Annotated in this window: 16 protein-coding genes; 7 read left to right on the forward strand and 9 right to left on the reverse strand. The window is 54.2% G+C overall.

Annotation, left to right across the window (positions count from 1 at the left end; all coding sequences use genetic code 11):
• Positions 1-44: 44 nt before the first annotated feature.
• The 6 genes from VMT71_01185 to treY are packed head-to-tail and all read left to right on the forward strand — an operon-like array spanning position 45 to position 9,520.
• Positions 45-1,283 carry an MFS transporter gene (locus VMT71_01185; protein HVN22554.1) on the forward strand — a complete coding sequence of 413 codons (1,239 nt, stop codon included), beginning with the start codon at positions 45-47 and terminating at the stop codon, positions 1,281-1,283.
• A 29-nt stretch (positions 1,284-1,312) separates the two neighbouring features.
• Complete coding sequence (gene cls, locus VMT71_01190; protein HVN22555.1) at positions 1,313-2,686, forward strand: cardiolipin synthase; 1,374 nt, start codon at positions 1,313-1,315, stop codon at positions 2,684-2,686.
• Positions 2,687-2,695: 9 nt separating this feature from the next.
• Positions 2,696-3,370, forward strand: a complete 675-nt coding sequence (locus tag VMT71_01195; GenBank protein HVN22556.1) for a DUF5752 family protein — start codon at positions 2,696-2,698, stop codon at positions 3,368-3,370.
• Positions 3,367-4,587, forward strand: coding sequence for a glycosyltransferase (locus VMT71_01200; GenBank protein ID HVN22557.1), 1,221 nt, complete (start codon positions 3,367-3,369; stop codon positions 4,585-4,587). Before VMT71_01195 ends, VMT71_01200 begins: the two co-directional genes overlap by 4 nt.
• Positions 4,588-4,606: 19 nt before the next feature.
• Positions 4,607-6,451, forward strand: coding sequence for a malto-oligosyltrehalose trehalohydrolase (gene treZ / locus VMT71_01205; GenBank protein HVN22558.1), 1,845 nt, complete (start codon positions 4,607-4,609; stop codon positions 6,449-6,451).
• 39 nt (positions 6,452-6,490) lie between these two features.
• Positions 6,491-9,520 carry a malto-oligosyltrehalose synthase gene (treY, locus tag VMT71_01210; GenBank protein ID HVN22559.1) on the forward strand — a complete coding sequence of 1,010 codons (3,030 nt, stop codon included), beginning with the start codon at positions 6,491-6,493 and terminating at the stop codon, positions 9,518-9,520.
• A 130-nt stretch (positions 9,521-9,650) separates the two neighbouring features.
• Here treY and VMT71_01215 read toward each other — a convergent pair whose 3' ends face one another.
• The 9 genes from VMT71_01215 to VMT71_01255 form a co-directional block, all read right to left on the reverse strand.
• Positions 9,651-11,507: a mechanosensitive ion channel domain-containing protein gene (locus tag VMT71_01215; protein ID HVN22560.1), complete on the reverse strand. Its 1,857-nt coding sequence runs from the start codon at positions 11,505-11,507 to the stop codon at positions 9,651-9,653.
• A 31-nt stretch (positions 11,508-11,538) separates the two neighbouring features.
• Positions 11,539-11,862 (reverse strand): hypothetical protein, encoded by a 324-nt coding sequence (locus VMT71_01220; GenBank protein HVN22561.1) that lies wholly within the window; start codon positions 11,860-11,862, stop codon positions 11,539-11,541.
• 29 nt (positions 11,863-11,891) lie between these two features.
• On the reverse strand, positions 11,892-12,371 hold the full coding sequence (locus VMT71_01225; GenBank protein ID HVN22562.1) for a Spy/CpxP family protein refolding chaperone: 480 nt from the start codon (positions 12,369-12,371) through the stop codon (positions 11,892-11,894).
• Positions 12,372-12,405: 34 nt separating this feature from the next.
• Positions 12,406-12,609, reverse strand: coding sequence for a hypothetical protein (locus VMT71_01230; protein HVN22563.1), 204 nt, complete (start codon positions 12,607-12,609; stop codon positions 12,406-12,408).
• Between the two features lie 117 nt (positions 12,610-12,726).
• Complete coding sequence (locus tag VMT71_01235; GenBank protein ID HVN22564.1) at positions 12,727-13,344, reverse strand: hypothetical protein; 618 nt, start codon at positions 13,342-13,344, stop codon at positions 12,727-12,729.
• A 28-nt stretch (positions 13,345-13,372) separates the two neighbouring features.
• On the reverse strand, positions 13,373-13,606 hold the full coding sequence (locus VMT71_01240; protein HVN22565.1) for a YMGG-like glycine zipper-containing protein: 234 nt from the start codon (positions 13,604-13,606) through the stop codon (positions 13,373-13,375).
• Positions 13,607-13,856: 250 nt separating this feature from the next.
• Entirely contained in the window at positions 13,857-14,825 is a 969-nt protein-coding gene (locus VMT71_01245; protein ID HVN22566.1) for a hypothetical protein, read from the reverse strand.
• A gap of 110 nt (positions 14,826-14,935) precedes the next feature.
• The gene (locus VMT71_01250) at positions 14,936-15,247 is read right to left on the reverse strand and encodes a BON domain-containing protein (protein ID HVN22567.1); all 312 of its coding nucleotides are present in this window, start codon (positions 15,245-15,247) and stop codon (positions 14,936-14,938) included.
• A gap of 151 nt (positions 15,248-15,398) precedes the next feature.
• Positions 15,399-15,533: a DUF3096 domain-containing protein gene (locus VMT71_01255; protein ID HVN22568.1), complete on the reverse strand. Its 135-nt coding sequence runs from the start codon at positions 15,531-15,533 to the stop codon at positions 15,399-15,401.
• 261 nt (positions 15,534-15,794) lie between these two features.
• On the opposite strand from VMT71_01255, the gene VMT71_01260 reads away from it, so the two are divergent.
• Positions 15,795-16,493, forward strand: coding sequence for a cell wall hydrolase (locus VMT71_01260; GenBank protein ID HVN22569.1), 699 nt, complete (start codon positions 15,795-15,797; stop codon positions 16,491-16,493).
• The last annotated feature ends 72 nt before the right edge of the window (positions 16,494-16,565 follow it).

Below are 16,565 nucleotides of genomic sequence, written 5' to 3' on the forward strand. Positions count from 1 at the left end.
GGCTCACCAAGGGATTCTCGGAATAGGCGGATCCGGGTAACCCCATGGCCATCCGCCTTCGCCCCTACCTTGAAGTCTACCGCAGCCGGCGTATCGGCCTGATGCTCATCTTCGGTTTCTCGTCGGGTTTGCCCTTCGCTCTCACGGGCGGAACACTCCAGGCATGGATGACCGTATCAGGAGTGAATCTCCGGACCATGGGCATCTTCTCGGCAATAGGTCTCCCGTATGCGCTCAAATTCCTCTGGTCGCCTCTTATGGACCGATTCGCAGTGCCGTGGCTGGGAAGACGAAGAGGATGGATCGTTTCCATGCAGGTCCTTCTCTTGCTGGCCATTGTTACCATGGCGTTTGCATCTCCCGAGCATGGGTTGGGGGTGTTGGCTTTTCTGGCGTTCTCAGTTGCATTCTTTTCTGCTTCACAGGACATTGTGATCGATGCGTACCGGACCGATTTGCTGCAAGAGGCCGAACGGGGCGCCGGGACTGCAGTCTACGTGACCGGCTATCGGATTGCCATGCTGGTCTCGGGGGCGGGAGCCCTCATCGTATCGGAACGTGCCGGTTGGAGGAATACCTATCTTCTGATGGCCTTTATGATGGTCGTGGGCATGATCGGCACGTTTATGGGGCCTGAACCGGATGGTACGTGGAGAGCCCCAAGGACGCTGCGGCAAGCCGTATGGGGACCGCTTAAGGATTTTTTCTCCCGCAATCATGCATGTGCCATGCTCGTATTCATTGTGCTGTATAAATTGGGAGACGCATACGCCAGCAGCCTGACCACAGCATTCCTCATCGGAGGCATGGGATTTTCCCGGAGCGATGTCGGAGAGGTGAACAAGGCGTTCGGAATGGTTTCTCTCATTATCGGGGCAGGTATAGGCGGCTCGCTCATGGTACGGCTCGGGCTTTTTCGTGCGCTCCTCTATTTCGGGATTCTTCAGGCGGTCTCGATCCTTTCGTTCACCGCCCTTGCGCTTGCGGGGAAAAGCTATCCCATGCTTGTATTTGCAGTGGGATTCGAGAATCTCACCGGGGGTATGGGCACGTCAGCCTTCGTGGCCTTTCTCATGGGACTCTGTGATCATCGCTACAGCGCGACGCAGTTTGCGCTGCTTTCGTCATTAGCCGTCCTCGGTCGGGTTCTCATTTCGCTCTCCTCAGGCCTTGCAGTGGAATTGATAGGGTGGCCGAATTTTTTTCTCCTTGCCACTCTCAGCGCGTTGCCCGGGCTCGCACTTCTCTGGTGGATGCGTGACGCAGCGATATTCAAGCATTGAAATAGTGGCAATAATGGATATGTTTACACATGCGCCGCATTTCGGCAATACTGTCTTCATTCCTTCTCCTTGTCGTCCTTTATAACTGCGCCAGCCTCCCCGATGCAAATGACGTTATATACGGCCCGTTAGACCTACGCTCGCCCACAGTGGTCGGCCCTCGGGGTGAACTCTCGCCCGAGCAAAGCAAGCACATTCTGGACCGACTCGGACGACAGTCCGGGTCGACTGATCTCCTCACGCGGCAGACCATCGTACTCGAGGAAATCAGTGGAAGTCCCCTCATTGCCGGGAACAAAGCCACTCTGCTTATAGATGGAGGAGCCACATATGGAGCGATGATGCAGGCGATTGATGGTGCCAGGGATCACATCAATTTCGAGACGTTTATCTTCGAAGATGATGATATAGGCCGGCGGTTCGCGGATCTCCTGGTGGAAAAACAGGGACAGGGTGTTCAGGTCAATCTTATCTATGACAGTGTCGGATCTATGCACACGTCGACCGCTTTTTTTAAGCGCCTGCGGGACTCCGGGGCCAAAGTGCTGGAGTTTAACCCGCTGAATCCCCTGAAAGCGAAGAAGGTAGATTTCCTGACGCATCGGGATCACCGGAAGATATTGATTGTGGATGGCAAAATAGCGTTTACAGGTGGTGTGAACATAAGCGGTGTCTATTCCTCCAGTCCCTCCAGTCCTACCTCCAGCGGCAAAGAGCCGTGGCGTGACACCGATGTTCAGATAGAAGGTCCTGCAGTGGCTGAATTACAGAAACTCTTTCTGGATACCTGGAAACGGCAGAAGGGCCCGGAGCTTGCGCAGACAAATTTCTTCCCGGAGCTCAAGCGGCAGGGAAGCGACCTGATACAGGTAATCGGAAGTACGCCGGGTGAGAGTAACCGGGAGACGTACATCATGTATATATCAGCGATCACATTCGCAGAAAAGAGTGTTCACCTGACCGACGCATATTTTGTACCGGACAGTCAGACCATGACAGCACTTACCGATGCGGCGAAACGCGGTGTGGACGTGAGATTGATTGTTCCAGGGGTCAGCGACAGCGACCTTGTCTTTTATGCGGGAAGGTCCCACTATGAGGATCTTCTGGAATCAGGCGTGAAACTGTATGAGCGGAAGGGTGGCATGCTCCATGCCAAGACAGCAGTGATCGACAGTGTCTGGTCCACGGTTGGTTCAACTAACCTTGACCTCTGGAGCTTCGCGAGAAACGACGAGGTAAATGCAATCATTATCGGCCAGGACTTTGCCGTTGAGATGGAAAGCATGTTTGCCGCTGACATACAGGCGTCGCAAGGAATCACGCCGGAGGAATGGAGACACCGGGGGGTGATCAATCGCATCAAGGAGTGGTTCTCGCGTCTCCTTTCGTACTGGCTTTAGGCGAGGTGTATGATGGAAAAAACAATTGGGTCGTTTGAGTTCAAGCAGTGTGTAATCGTCCCCAAGTCCACGGGTCAAAGCGCGGCAAACCTCCGCCAGTTAAGAACGCTGTTGACCAGTGTGAGCGATGAGTCGATATTCCACCACACGTATCAATACTTCCTGTCAGGTCACGTCCTGGAGTATACGAACGCCTTTGCCCATTGGGTTGCGGAGAGCCTTGGCGAAAAGGCGCTTTCGGAGCACTTGTCAAACATTGATCCCTATTCCTTTCCTAACATCGAAGCGTTTCGGCACGAGTTGTTGAAAGCGATAGACCTCCGGCTGGAAGCACTCCCTGAGCCTCGCGACGCGATGGTTGGGGAGGAGTTTTTCTTTAGTGAGGCATTAACCCTCATCTTTCCGTTGCATGTGAGGGCAAGAAATCTCGCAGAGTTTCTCATCGCGATCCGTTACATCGATAAGAGTTCCATCTACTATCATTTCTATGAGGCGAGGATGCGGCTTGGGGGCGGAACAGATGACTTTTCGAAATGGTTCAGTAACTCCGTTGGCCAGGAGAGCTTGGGCGAACGACTAAACGCAATAGACCCTTTCATGCACACCCTCGAAGGAATAAGGAATCACATTGTCGAGGCGGTGGAGGATGAAGTGAGAAGGGCTATGGAAGAGATAACGTCATGATTACCGATTATGCAGGTATTTCGCCGAAAGGTGATCTGTTGCTGCTCCAAAAGCTCGGCGAGAGATTGAGCGGTAAATCCTTCCTTCACATCAACTCGACACGGTTGGGCGGCGGCGTGGCCGAAATTCTGCAAAGAATGGTGCCGATTCTCGCGGAGCTCGGCATCGAGGCGCGCTGGGATATCATAGAGGGCGACCAGAGGTTCTTCGACATAACAAAGAAGATTCACAACGCCCTTCAGGGCGACCAGGTGCAGATTTCAGCGGAGATGTGGGACTACCACGCCGAGATCAACAAGAAGAACGCTGAAAGGCTGAACCTGGAAGCAGACGCGGTCCTGATCCATGACCCCCAACCGGCACCCTTGATTGAGTTCAGAACAGGCGGCAAGTGGATCTGGCGGTGTCATATTGATCTATCCAACCCGGCCAAAGATGTGGCTCATTTTCTTAAGGGGTACTGCGAGAAGTATGACGCAGCGATTTTTTCAGTGGCAAAGTTTGTCATGCCCATGACCATAAACCAGTTTATCATTTTACCATCCATTGACCCTCTCAGCGAGAAGAACAGAGAGGTGACAAAGGAGGAAATAGAGGAGACCGCCGAAAGGCTCCATATCCCTGCAGACAGGACCATTCTTCTTCAAGTCTCTAGATTCGACCTTTTCAAAGACCCCGTCGGCGTTATCCAGGCCTACAGAATGGTCAAGAAATACAACGATTGCATCCTCATACTTGCCGGGAGCCCCGCGACAGACGACCCGGAAGGGGAGGCTGTTCTGGCAGCTGTCAGGGAATTTGCAGCGGATGACCCGGACATATATATCCTGATGCTGCCAGCGAACAGTGATAGAGAAATCAATGTATTGCAGCGGATGGCCACGGTGATTCTCCAGAAATCTCTCAAGGAGGGATTCGGCCTTACCGTGGCAGAAGGCATGTGGAAAGGAAAGCCTGTTATAGGCGGAGCAGCGGGCGGGATCCCCATGCAGATCGTAGACGGCCTCAACGGCTTTCTTGTTCATTCGGTGGAGGGGGCGGCTTTCAGGGTAAGACAACTTCTCAATAACCCTGAAATGTCCCGGGAGATGGGTCAGCGCGCGAAGGATCACGTGAGAACAAACTTTCTCATAACGCGGCAGATACGGGACTATCTCGCTGTCTGGTATTCTCTGGAGCAGGGAGGAAGAACGGTCCTGGAGCTGTGGCAGCATTAGAAAGTCGCGAGACTGGATCATGTGGGAGCTGGACATAGGGGCATCGGTTGTTGCGGGAGAGGCGGTATACTTCAGGGTTTGGGCACCACGCGCAAAAACAGTTTGCGTCAGGCTTTCATCTCGCACTCATGGTGGAGAAGTTCCGCTCCACAGAGATAAGAAAGGCTACTTTGAAGGAGAGGCCGGAAGCGTATCCGCGGGAGAGCAGTACTTCTATGTCCTGGATGATGAAATCGTGCGGCCCGATCCTGCGTCACGGTATCAGCCCGAAGGCGTCCACGGCCCGTCCCGGATAGTCGATCCTCGCGGATTCTCTTGGGCTGATGAGGACTGGAAAGGGATACCGTTGAAGGAGTTCATCATGTATGAGCTCCACGTGGGCACCTTCACGCGGGAGGGCACTTTCGAAGCGATCGTCGAACATCTGAATTATCTCACGGACCTGGGAGTTACTGCCGTGGAAATGATGCCGGTCGCACAGTTCCCTGGCAGCAGGAATTGGGGTTACGACGGAGTCTATCCTTTTGCACCGCAGAATACGTATGGGGGTCCCGAAGGCCTGAAAAGGCTGATTAATGCCTGTCACAGAAAGGGGCTGGCGGTAGTGCTCGATGTCGTCTACAACCATCTGGGGCCTGAAGGCAACTACCTTAGCAGTTTCGGCCCGTATTTCACAGACAGGTATAAGACGCCGTGGGGTGAAGCGATCAACTTCGACGGACCATGCAGCGACCAGGTGCGGCATTACTTCATCAGCAATGCGCTTTACTGGATAACGGAATACCATGTCGACGCTCTCAGGATCGATGCCATACACGGTATATTCGATTTCGGAGCACGCCATTTCCTGGAGGAGCTTGCACATGCCGTACACTCACTGGCTGTAGCCTTGCGACACCCTATTTACGTGATTGCCGAAAGCGATCTTAACGATGTGAGAGTTATAAATCCGACGGCCATCGGTGGCTACGGACTCGACGGCCAGTGGAACGACGATTTTCAGCATGCCCTTCACGCTCTGATCACGGGCGAGACTAACGGCTACTATCAGGACTTTGGCGGGCTGGCCCACGTGGCTAAAGCGATGTCGGAAGGTTTTGTCTATTCAGGCCAGTACTCGTCATACAGAAAGCGGAGACATGGCAATTCTTCAAAAGAGAGGCCCGCCCATCAATTCGTCATTTTTTTTCAGAACCACGATCAGGCAGGCAATAGACCGGACAGGGTGAGCCGGATTCTGTCGCTCGAGCAGATGAAGCTCGCCGCAAGCGTGGTGCTGCTCTCTCCGTGCATTCCTCTTCTGTTTATGGGAGAGGAATACGCCGAGAAAGCACCATTTTACTATTTCGTAAGCCACTCGGATCAAACCCTCGTCGAAGCAGTGCGCAACGGCAGGAGGGAAGACTTCGGGAGATTTGGCTGGGCATCGGAAGTTCCTGATCCGCAGGCAGAGTCGACGTTTCTCACGTCAAAGATCGACCTCTGCGGTTATCGGTCGGACGAGCAGGTGCACCTGTCCGACTTCTATCGGGCGCTGCTGCACATGAGAAAGGAAACTCCTGTACTTGCAGATCCTGTCGGAGAACAGATGGAAATAAGAGATTATGAAGACAAAAGGGTACTTTTTGTAAGAAGGTGGTTTTCGGGAGAGAATCTTTCCTGTCTCTATAATTTCAATGTCGAAACTATACGTGTTACCGTGACGCTTCCCGAAGGGAAGTGGGTCAAGGCAGTAGACTCTTCCTCGGGAAAGTGGGGTGGCCCCGGGGAATTGGCGCCGCTCCGCATCGTCTCTGGTGGAATAGAAGACCAGATAAACCTCAATCCATACAGCGTTGTTCTTTACCGGACAAGTGAGTGCTAAGAGCGACCATGTCTAGGCGTGTGTACGATAGGTCAGAAAATGGATACCGATAACGTGACTCTCCCCAGAATTCCCGTGTCCACGTACAGGCTGAACTTCAATAACGGGTTTACTTTCTCGGATGCGACAAAGATCCTCCCCTATATGGACGAACTGGGGATCAGCGACGTCTACGCATCTCCCTGCTTTGCAGCTCGTAAAGGAACTGTTGTCGGTTATGATGTTGTCGATCCTACGAGGCTCAACCTGGAGATCGGCACGGAGAAGGATTACAACCGATTTACAAACGAGCTGCAGAAACGCAAGATGGGGCAGATTCTGGACATCGTACCGAACCATATGTACATAGAGCATGAAGACAATGGCTGGTGGATGGATATCCTTGAGAATGGCCCTGCCTCTCCGTATGCAGCCTTTTTTGATATAGACTGGCACCCCGTCAAGAGAGAGCTCGAGAATAAAGTGTTGATCCCGATTCTGGGCGATCAGTACGGGACGGTGCTGGAGCGCCGGGAACTGAAACTGATATTTGAGAAGGGTACTTTTTCTCTAACCTACTACGACCACAGGCTTCCGATATTGCCTGAAACGTACATGTACGTACTGAGACACGGCATAGAGAAGCTGGAATCGCTCTTGCCCGTCGATGACGCGTCACTGGTGGAGCTTCTAAGCATTTTGACAGCCCTCAGCTGTCTGCCTTCATACACGGAAAGAGAGCAGGTAAAGCTCACCGAGCGAAGCCGTGAGAAAGAGATCATAAAGAAACGGTTATACAAGCTTTATAGAGAAAACCGGATAATGCGGGACCTCGTCGACGAGAACCTTCGCACCTTCAACGGAAACGAGAAAGAGCCCCACAGTCTTGATCTTCTCGATGACCTGCTGAGCAGGCAGATCTGGCGGCTCTCCTATTGGCGCGTCGCCACGGAAGAGATCAACTACCGGAGGTTCTTTGATATCAACAGCCTTGCCGCCATTAAGATGGAAAACCCGGTGGTTTTCCAGAAGACCCATGAACTGCTCCTCAAGCTCATTGGTGAAGGCAAGATAACCGGACTGAGAGTTGACCACCCTGACGGTCTCTACAATCCTTCCGAATACATGAAAAGATTGCAGCGCGAGTCGTTTCTCCGTGTGCGCCTTTCGGATGCGGAAAGAGAAAAAAGGAAGAAGCCCGGAGTCACGGACGAAACCGATCTGGAATCGCAACTGCTGAAGGATTATGCGGAGATGATCGTCCTGGATCCGCAGTTCAAGCCTTTTTATATCGTAGGAGAAAAGATTCTCATAAAAGGTGAGAAGCTGCCCGAAGACTGGCCTGTCTTCAGCAGCATCGGCTACCAGTTCCTGAATCCGGTGAACGGAATATTTGTGGATACGGCAAACAGCAAAATCTTTGAGCGGCTGTATGAGAGATTTACCGTATTGAAGATGAGCTATCAGGATCTGGTCTACGAAAAGAAACGGCTGATTATGCTCGTCAGCTTGTCTGGTGAAATCAATACACTCGCCCATTATCTCAACCGCCTCTCGGAAAAAAACAGGCACACGAGGGATTTCACACTCAACAGCCTGAGGGGCGCGATCATGGAGACCATTGCCTGTTTTCCAGTCTACAGGACCTACATAACACAGGAGGGCGTGAGCGAAAGAGACCGGCGCTATGTTGAGCAGGCGATAGCAAAAGCAAAACGGAAGAACCCAACCTTGAGCCAGAGCGTCTTTGATTATCTCAAACGTGTCTTATTGATCGATTGTCCAGACGATTTTCAGGAATCGGACAAGATGGAATGGGTCGAATTTACAATGCGACTTCAGCAGATCACAGGGCCGGTGATGGCCAAGGGCGTAGAAGATACTGTCTTCTATATCTATAACCGGCTCATTTCCCTTAATGAGGTGGGCGGGAACCCTGAGGCGTTCGGCACTTCACTGGAGGCCTTTCACGGACAGAATTTGGAAAGGGCGAGATCGAGACCCCATTCTTTTCTCACTACGTCAACCCACGACACGAAACGAAGTGAAGATGTCAGAGCACGAATCAATGTGCTTTCTGAAATTCCAGGCGAGTGGCAAAGATGTCTTGGAAGGTGGGCCAGGCTAAACGTGAAGAAGAAACCGATCATCGATGGGCAACAGGTACCCGACCGTAACGAGGAATACCTGCTGTATCAGACGTTAGTGGGCTCTTGGCCCGGTCCCGGTCACCGCATGGATGATGTGAAATACGAAGATTTCAAGAGAAGGATCAGGGAGTACATGGTAAAAGCGATCAGAGAGGCCAAGATTAACAGCAGCTGGATTAACCCCGACACGCCTTATGAAGAGGCGCTCACCAATTTTATAGATTCGATCCTGCAACGGTCAGAGCGCGATCCATTCATCGAAGACTTTACTCTTTTCCAAAACAAGATCTCTTATTTCGGCATGTTTAACTCTCTGTCACAGACCCTCCTTAAGATCACCTCGCCGGGCGTACCCGATTTTTATCAAGGCTGCGAGTTGTGGGATTTCAGTCTGGTAGACCCTGACAATCGAAGGCCGGTTGACTTTACCGCAAGGCAGGAAATGCTCAACAGGTTGAAGAAAGGGATGAAGCGTGCGGGCGGGATGTTCACGGACTTCGCTGGCCGCCTCTTTGCCTCCTGGGCAGACGGCGCAATTAAACTCTACGTCATCTATTCAGCCCTTACCTATCGAAAGGAACATTATCCACTTTTCAGGCATGGAGCCTATGCGTCGCTCGCTCCAGAAGGGGTTCTTAAGGAACTCGTGTGCGCCTTTGCCAGGGTCGGAGATGATAATGTCGCAATCACGGCGGTTCCGAGGTTTTTGACACGCATACTAAGGAGCGTGGACGAGAAGCCTTTCGGCAATGAGCTATGGCAAGACACAACAATTCCGATCCCTGACGAGATCCAACCGAAGGCGTATTACAACATCTTCACGGGCGAGACCATCACCGCAGTTGAACGGGATGGCGCGATGCATCTGCGCCTAGGCGAGGTGTTTGCAAACTTCCCCGTAGCGCTCTTGAGTTCTTCCCTCTTCACTAGTCAAGGATAGGACAGAGAGTGACGGTCGTAAACACGTATCAGTCCCCGTCCGCTTCGACGAGGGCTTGAGGATGGGCTGCGCCGTCGTCGATAACAATGGTTGTCCTATAGATGATTGTCTGTGTCACCTGGCGCTCGCTTCAGCCCTTGATCACCGACCGGAGTTTCGGCAGGCCGGAGACTGCGGCTTTCAGGTCCGGTTCACGCTCTATTGCCTCTACCAGTTTCTTTGTTATCTGATCATCAATCTCTGAGGCACGGCGGATCTCCACCGGATAGCGGGCAACGAATTCCAACCCGGCATCGGTGAACCGCAATTGCCCGTGTGGTGCGGGCGTGGGCACTTCGGCATCGATGATCCGTTCGAGTGCGCCGTGCTGGCGTTCAAGATTATGGTGGTACTGGCTACAGACACCGTTCACTGCCTCGAGGATATTTTTTTCTGCGAGAGAGTGGTCGGCTCCCGGGTTAAGCATGACTGCGGCTTCGTGCCAGGTGTAGGCCGTGCCGGGGATTTGCTTGAAAAGCGGAGAGGCCTGGAAGAGCACCGAGTTCGAAAAGACAACCACCCGTCCCGTAGGGTAGAGATCGATCCCCGTCCCTGAGAGTTCCAGGAGGTGCAGGCGCAGCAGTCCTATATCAATCACGTCCCCGGTGACACCCGACACTGTCACGCGGTCGCCGACACGCACGCCGTATCGACCGATCAGGAAGAAATAGGCGGCGATCGAGAGGATTACCGCCTGAAGGGCAACGGCGATGCCGGCGGTAAGGAAGCCGGCGAACGTCGCGAGCGAACTGAACTCACTGACGAAACCGAGAATAATGACGACTGCCATGCAAGAGCCTGTGACGAACCGGCGCAAAAGCAGCAGTTGCCGGCGCCTCCGGACTTCCCTCACGTACCGGTACGTGGTGCGGCGCCAGACCTCGGAGAAGAGCACCACCAGGGCGAGGGCGACGAGAATGGCAAGCACGTGCACGAGTAGCGAGCGCAGAACGGCGCCGTATTCTCTCTCGACGGACGTGTGCCACTCCAGAAGGTTGGCCCGGACCTGGTCGAGTAGCAGGATCTCCTGACGGAGGGGAAGTGCAGCTTCGGCAACCTTCTTGAACCGCGCTGTCATCGCCTCGAACGCTTGCCGTGTGCCACCGCCCTGGGACGCTGCGGCCGGCTGGTTGACGGCGTCGCGTCCTTCCTGTAGCAGGCCCCTCAGGGAGTCGCGCATGGGCTTCTGAAGTCGCTCGGCGGTATCGCGCAGCTTCAGTGTCTCTTTCAAGAGCTCATCGATGGCCCGCACGTCACCGATCTGACTCAGGAGAATGGATACTTGGCCGATCAGTCCCGAGGCATACGCCCTGCTCGATTTCGAGGCTTGCGCCCCGGACTGCTTTCCACCCGCTGCCGTTGTCGAGGCAAGTTCCGGGACGGATGCTTTCAAGGCGTTGATTTGTCCTGCAAGGCCTATGTATTCGGTGCTTATGAAACTGGAGATTTTTGCGATCCCCCCCTGGAGTGCCTTCTCCAAGTCGAGTTCGCCCTGCAGCGCATTGCGCTGATCAAGGAGATCTTGGCGCCTCTTTCCCACCGCGGCCCTGATATTGTTGTTGAGTGCATCGATGCGCGCCTGGGTTTGTTCGATCCGGTTAGCGACGTCAGCCGCTGCTTTAGCGATCTTCTCCTGATCCGTGCTCTGCTCGGATGAAGCTTTCGCGGGAGCGGCTTGTTCTATCAGTGCCGCTTCTTCCCGGGCCGACTGAAAAGCCAACTGCAGCGCCTGCAACGCTTGAGTTCGCGCATTCTGCAGATACAGCGCGTCGCTCGGACTGCCTGCGGTAGCATCCACGCTTGCCAGGTGACGATACCAGCTGATTGCCGCGTTCAGGTGGTCGAGAACGGCTGCGGATTCCGTGTTGATCGATGGTGTCTGTGCGGGTAGGGCAACTCTCGGCAGGGCTGGTGCACTGAGGGCAACGGCACAGACTACGAGGATCAATCTGGCGTAAGTTTTCGTAAATGACCCGCCACTAATGGATGCGCAAAGGGAAGACAAAGGTGATTCCCGGTGGAGGGTATACTACTCGAGGAGGCGGATAGACAGGTGCCGGGTAGTAGTAACCGTAAGGGTAGTAGTAACCGTAAGGAGGGTAGTAGACGTAGGGGCCATACCAGTGATACCGCCCATGTCCGTAGTATGGCCTATACCCGTAGTAGCGGCCATGCCCGTGGTACCCGTCCTTCGCAAGAGCTGGTACTATAGAGATTCCGAGGATGGTGAAGACAAGGGCGAGAACGGTCACGATCCCCGTAGCCTTCCTGGCAACGCTGACTCTCGTATGTGAACTCTTCACGGCTTCCTCCCTTATTGTGTACCTTGGTTTCATTTTTTCTTTGATCTCCGCTGGTCATGTTTCGTGAAAATCGTATCGGCGATCTTCTTCTGCTCATCAGACATACTGGCATAGAGGGGCTCAAAGGCCGCAATGAAATTCTTCAGCCCTGTAGCATGTGCGTCCGTGATCGTGCTATAGGACCTGAGATCTTCGACGGCGTTCAACTTGTTTCCCTTCTCTCTCCTGGCCTGTATGAGTGTCTCCATCGTAGTGGCATTCTCACGCATAACCTGGGCAACCTTGCTCCATTGTTCTTCCTGTGCCGGTGTGATTTTGAGCTTGGCATGAAGTTCATTGATGCGCGCCTCGGTCCGGTCAATTTGGGACGCCTTCGGCTTACTTTCAGGGGAAGTGGTCTCTGCTGCCCTTGATGGCAGCGGACGTGCGAGAACGATGCTCATGCAAAAACAGACAGCCGCAATAAAAACTGCTGTGGAGCAGGTGAATCGACAATTGATGCGTTTCATGGTCTACCTCCTTCGGGAATGACGCTAAGTTCGGCTACCTGGACGATCCCGTCTTCTCTCCCTCGAATGTTACAGAGCCAGCAGGATCAATCACCATGTGAATCCGGTCGCCTGATTTTTTGAGCGTGCTGAGCTGAGCAATCTCCTCCTCGGTACCGGTGAAGAAGGCTGCAAGTACGGTCACAAAGCCTTTCCCAAATACAACTTCCTCCATTTTGCTCATCTTCATGAGTTCCATAACTACCTCCTGAGCTTAGCTGGGAATTAAGGCAACACCTATCGAACCCAGCAGGTACACGGCCGATCAGAACGCGTAACATTCCTCTTCCACCGTCTCGCATTTTCCCGAGAGGGATTACAGTGCTTGGAACGATTTCATGATCTCGTCGAACTCAGTCTTCATCTTGGTAAAGTCCTGCCGTTTGGTTGAGGCAGCAGCGAAGAGCAGGAGATGATCCGGCGCCTTCTGCACCAAGTACTCGACATAACGCTCTCCCGGTTCATACGCATCGGCCACCATGTAAAGGGCCGGAGCATTTCCAAGAGTAGTGAGGCGGCACTCGTAGACCTTGACCGGCGCCTTGGAAAGCTTCGAAAGCTCTCCGGGAAGGGTACGGCACGTTTCCTCGGCGGCCTGGCCGGACTGCGGAATGGTCCCCGGCTGCTGGAAGACGGATATACTGAAGCTTGGGCCGTCAGTTTTGTGGTAGTACTCCACCTCACCACCTGCGATCTTCTCCTTCAGCTTGGCATAGAGCTCCTCAGGCATGTCCAGGAGTGTCCGGTTCTTCTCGGCGGCCTCGAAGACCGCCTCCACAAACTCCGGCTTTTCCTTCACGCCTGTTTTATTCACGACCGTCCAGCCCGAGGGTAGTTCGATGCGAAACCCGAAATCGCTCTGGTAGACGGCTGCGAATGCGGTCAATGCCCACAAGAGAGCCGCGAGCAACCCTCCGGATAGGATCTTCTTCATGGTGGACCTCCTCCTCATGTACTTTCTGCTAGTGCCTCCGTTTCGATTGATCGTAAATATAGCCACCCACGGCTCCTGCAGCGGCGCCAATCGCTGCTCCTCCGGCAATGCTGTGGCCGGTGATGGCACCGAGTGCGGCACCGGCACCCGCGCCGATCGCCCCGCCACTCAGGGTTCGCTGTTGCTGGGGGGTCATGTTTGCACACCCCGCAAGTAACCCCAGCACCACCATGATGGCCGTGAGTGTCCTGATTACTTTCATGTCGCGCCCTCCTTTGCCCCGCAAACGTATCGCAAGCCCTAACCCGATTGCAACGCGTTACGCAGTGCTGATGTGCTGGAGTGCTCTCTTTGCGCACCCTGCTTTTCGTCTTACTCCTTGTCGTATTATGTACTTATCAGCTCCTTGTCAAGAGCGGTGATCTGACATCAATCGACAGGCTCTTGCGCCTGAGACCAGATCGTCTGGAGTATGAACAGAAATTCGTTTCCTTGTTCTTACCTCTCTCCCCTCAAAAACGATACCCGATTCCCGCCAGAAATATGTCACTATCCCGGTTGTTGGTCGTGGTCACCCGGTGCCATGTGGCGCGGAGTATCCAGTGCTCGGTGAACCGGATATTGCTCGACAAGGACACCAACCAGTCGAGTTTCGTGACGTTGTTCGGTCCGCTGGAGTCGTAGGCGAGATAGGGGCCAACCCCTATCTCCAGCCCGAACCGGTCGTTAAGAAAGGTGCGGCCTGCCCAGATCTCCGTGGCGGGACCCGTGCGCGAAATGGGATTATGCTCGTTGAGCCAGCCGACTGTCCAGTCAACATGGGCTGCGAGGTTGCGCCGGTACTGGAGGTACTCGGCGGGAGCGGATGAATCGTTATTCGAGTTGGCGACCGTGCGTCCGGCGAAGAAGGTCACTTCGTTCTTCAGGTCCTGCACCGGAGCCGGGCTCGGTCCGGTGGCCGGGCCCGGTGTCGCCTGTTTATCGAGCTGGTAGCCGAGCCCGATGGTCGCGCTGAGGGTGTTGATGCTGTTGGCTGTGACGACGTAATTCACTTTCCCCTGGATAATAAAGCGGCTGTCGGTGTACCAGTTGGCTGCGGCGCTGAAGATCGCACCCACCCCGTGTTGATCCGAATAGGTGGGCCCGGTGGTTGCCAATACGGTATCCCAGTAGAGATAGGGGCCGACCCCCACACCCAAGGAGAGGCGCCGGTTGAGCACGTTGATGCGTGCCCAGCCCTGAAAATCGAGGCCATCCCGTTTGTGGTTCGGAAAGTGACCCTCGTTGAGATAGCCGATGCTCCATGCCAGGTTCTCCCCGAACCCCTGAAAGTAGGAGACCCCGTAGGAGTAAGTCTGGGAGCTTTTCGTGGCGCCGGTCTCGCGCGTTTCTCCCCCGCGTATGTACACTTCCTGGGCTCCCACGAGATATGGTACTGCAACAACGCCGAGCAAAAGAAGAGCAAACAGAACGGTGCGCATGGGTTGCCTCCAGGTCAGATAGCATTGTGCGTCGCTTTCGTCTTCGTGCGTACGCTGAGCACGCTACGGAATCGAGCACTTCATGGAGCTTATGCAAAGTGCTTCTCTGCTCACTTCGTCTGGATCATCAGTTTGCTGGTGACGGACTTGACACCCTTGACGCTGTTCGCGAGCGCTATGAGGCGGTCTTCAGACTCCTTGTTGGGCACCACGCCGAGGAGGGTGACGTTGCCGTTGAACACGTCGGTGTTGATCTTGAGGATGCTCAGGTCCTTGTCCTCGACAATCTTCGTCCTGATCGTGTTCGCGATGGTCGTATCGTCAACCATCTCGCCGGCGGTCCTTCCCGTAGTTGATTGGCAAGCGTAACAAAGGGACAATGCGAAACCGATAAGGAATGTAGCGTAGATAATCTTTTTCATGGCGTACCTCCTAGCCAGAGAGAATTCCTTAGCCTTTCTTTAAGGTCTGCAGTGAAGCCTGTCAAGGCAGGAGAGGGATCTTGTTTGGGATGAGCAAGATAAGATATTGGATGATTCCTCGGCATCAGCAGTGCGCACGCGCGAACCAGCCTTATCGGACCAGACCAAGCAGGCCGATGATGATCAGGTATATCGCCACAATGTAGTTGAGTAACCTTGGAATGATAAGGATCAGGATACCGGCCATCAACGAAATGATTGCGTGATGCATGGGCGCTACTGTCATACGTAGACTCCTTTTCTTTGCTCGCTCGAGACCCGGGAACAGGGCCAGCAGCCTATGTATCGCTCTTCGCCGCACCCAGGTCTGCCTCTCGGGTCGCCGAGAGTCATCTCATTAATCTTGTTGTCCAAGAGTCTGTTTGTCAACCTCCGGCGGTCTTGCAATCTATGAGGCTCCGACAATCGAATAAGGTAGAATCTTGGGTGCGAATGACAGGGCCGTTTCCTGCCTTGCTCAATTGAGTTTCAAGAATTATGATTCAAGATGAGCGAGAACCTTGGGTCGTGTGCCAGGAGAGAATGGCCGCTGATTACGCCGCTGGTACTCGACAGATGCAGGCAGTATGGGCCCATAGCACAGATATCAGGTATAGTTTGTCTTGCGGCATTCCTTGTTGCCTGCCATGGGAGCGGCAGCGCGCAGGCCGATAAAGAGGAGCGCGCCAAGAACAAAGCCGCGGTCGAGGAGAAAGCGGCAGGCAAGGGCAGTAACGCACCAGCGGCCGATGCGATCACGAAGAGCGAAGCTCAGGCAGTTGATCCCGCCGGCAAAGAGCACCTGGATGATGCCATCACGTGTCTTGCGCGCACTATATATTGGGAAGCCAGGAGCGCAGGCGTTGCTGACATGGAAGCCATCGCCAATGTCGTCATGAACCGGCTCGGCCACGAAGGTTTCCCGAGCACTATCTGTGAAATCGTCAAAAAAGGGCAAAAGCAGCGCACCTGCCAATTTTCCTGGTGGTGCGATGGACTTCCGGACACGGCGCAGGACGAGAAGTCCTATGCGGTTGCCAAAGAAATTGCACGTAAGGCGCTCAACCGGGAACTGGTCGATGTGACCAGGGGGGCTCTCTACTTCCGCGGTAAAGGATCATCTCCCGCCTGGGCGAAGAAATATATGAGGACCGCCACCGTCGGCAGCCACGTATTCTACAAGCCGCGTGGTGGCAAGGCGAAATGAGAGAGGCGACAGCGCATCATTGTACTGGCTCGCTAGATACCGCAGGGTGCTGCAGAGCTCGCAAAGGAACCG

It is taken from the genome of Syntrophorhabdales bacterium (genome assembly GCA_035541455.1).
GTDB lineage: Bacteria > Desulfobacterota > Syntrophorhabdia > Syntrophorhabdales > WCHB1-27 > JADGQN01.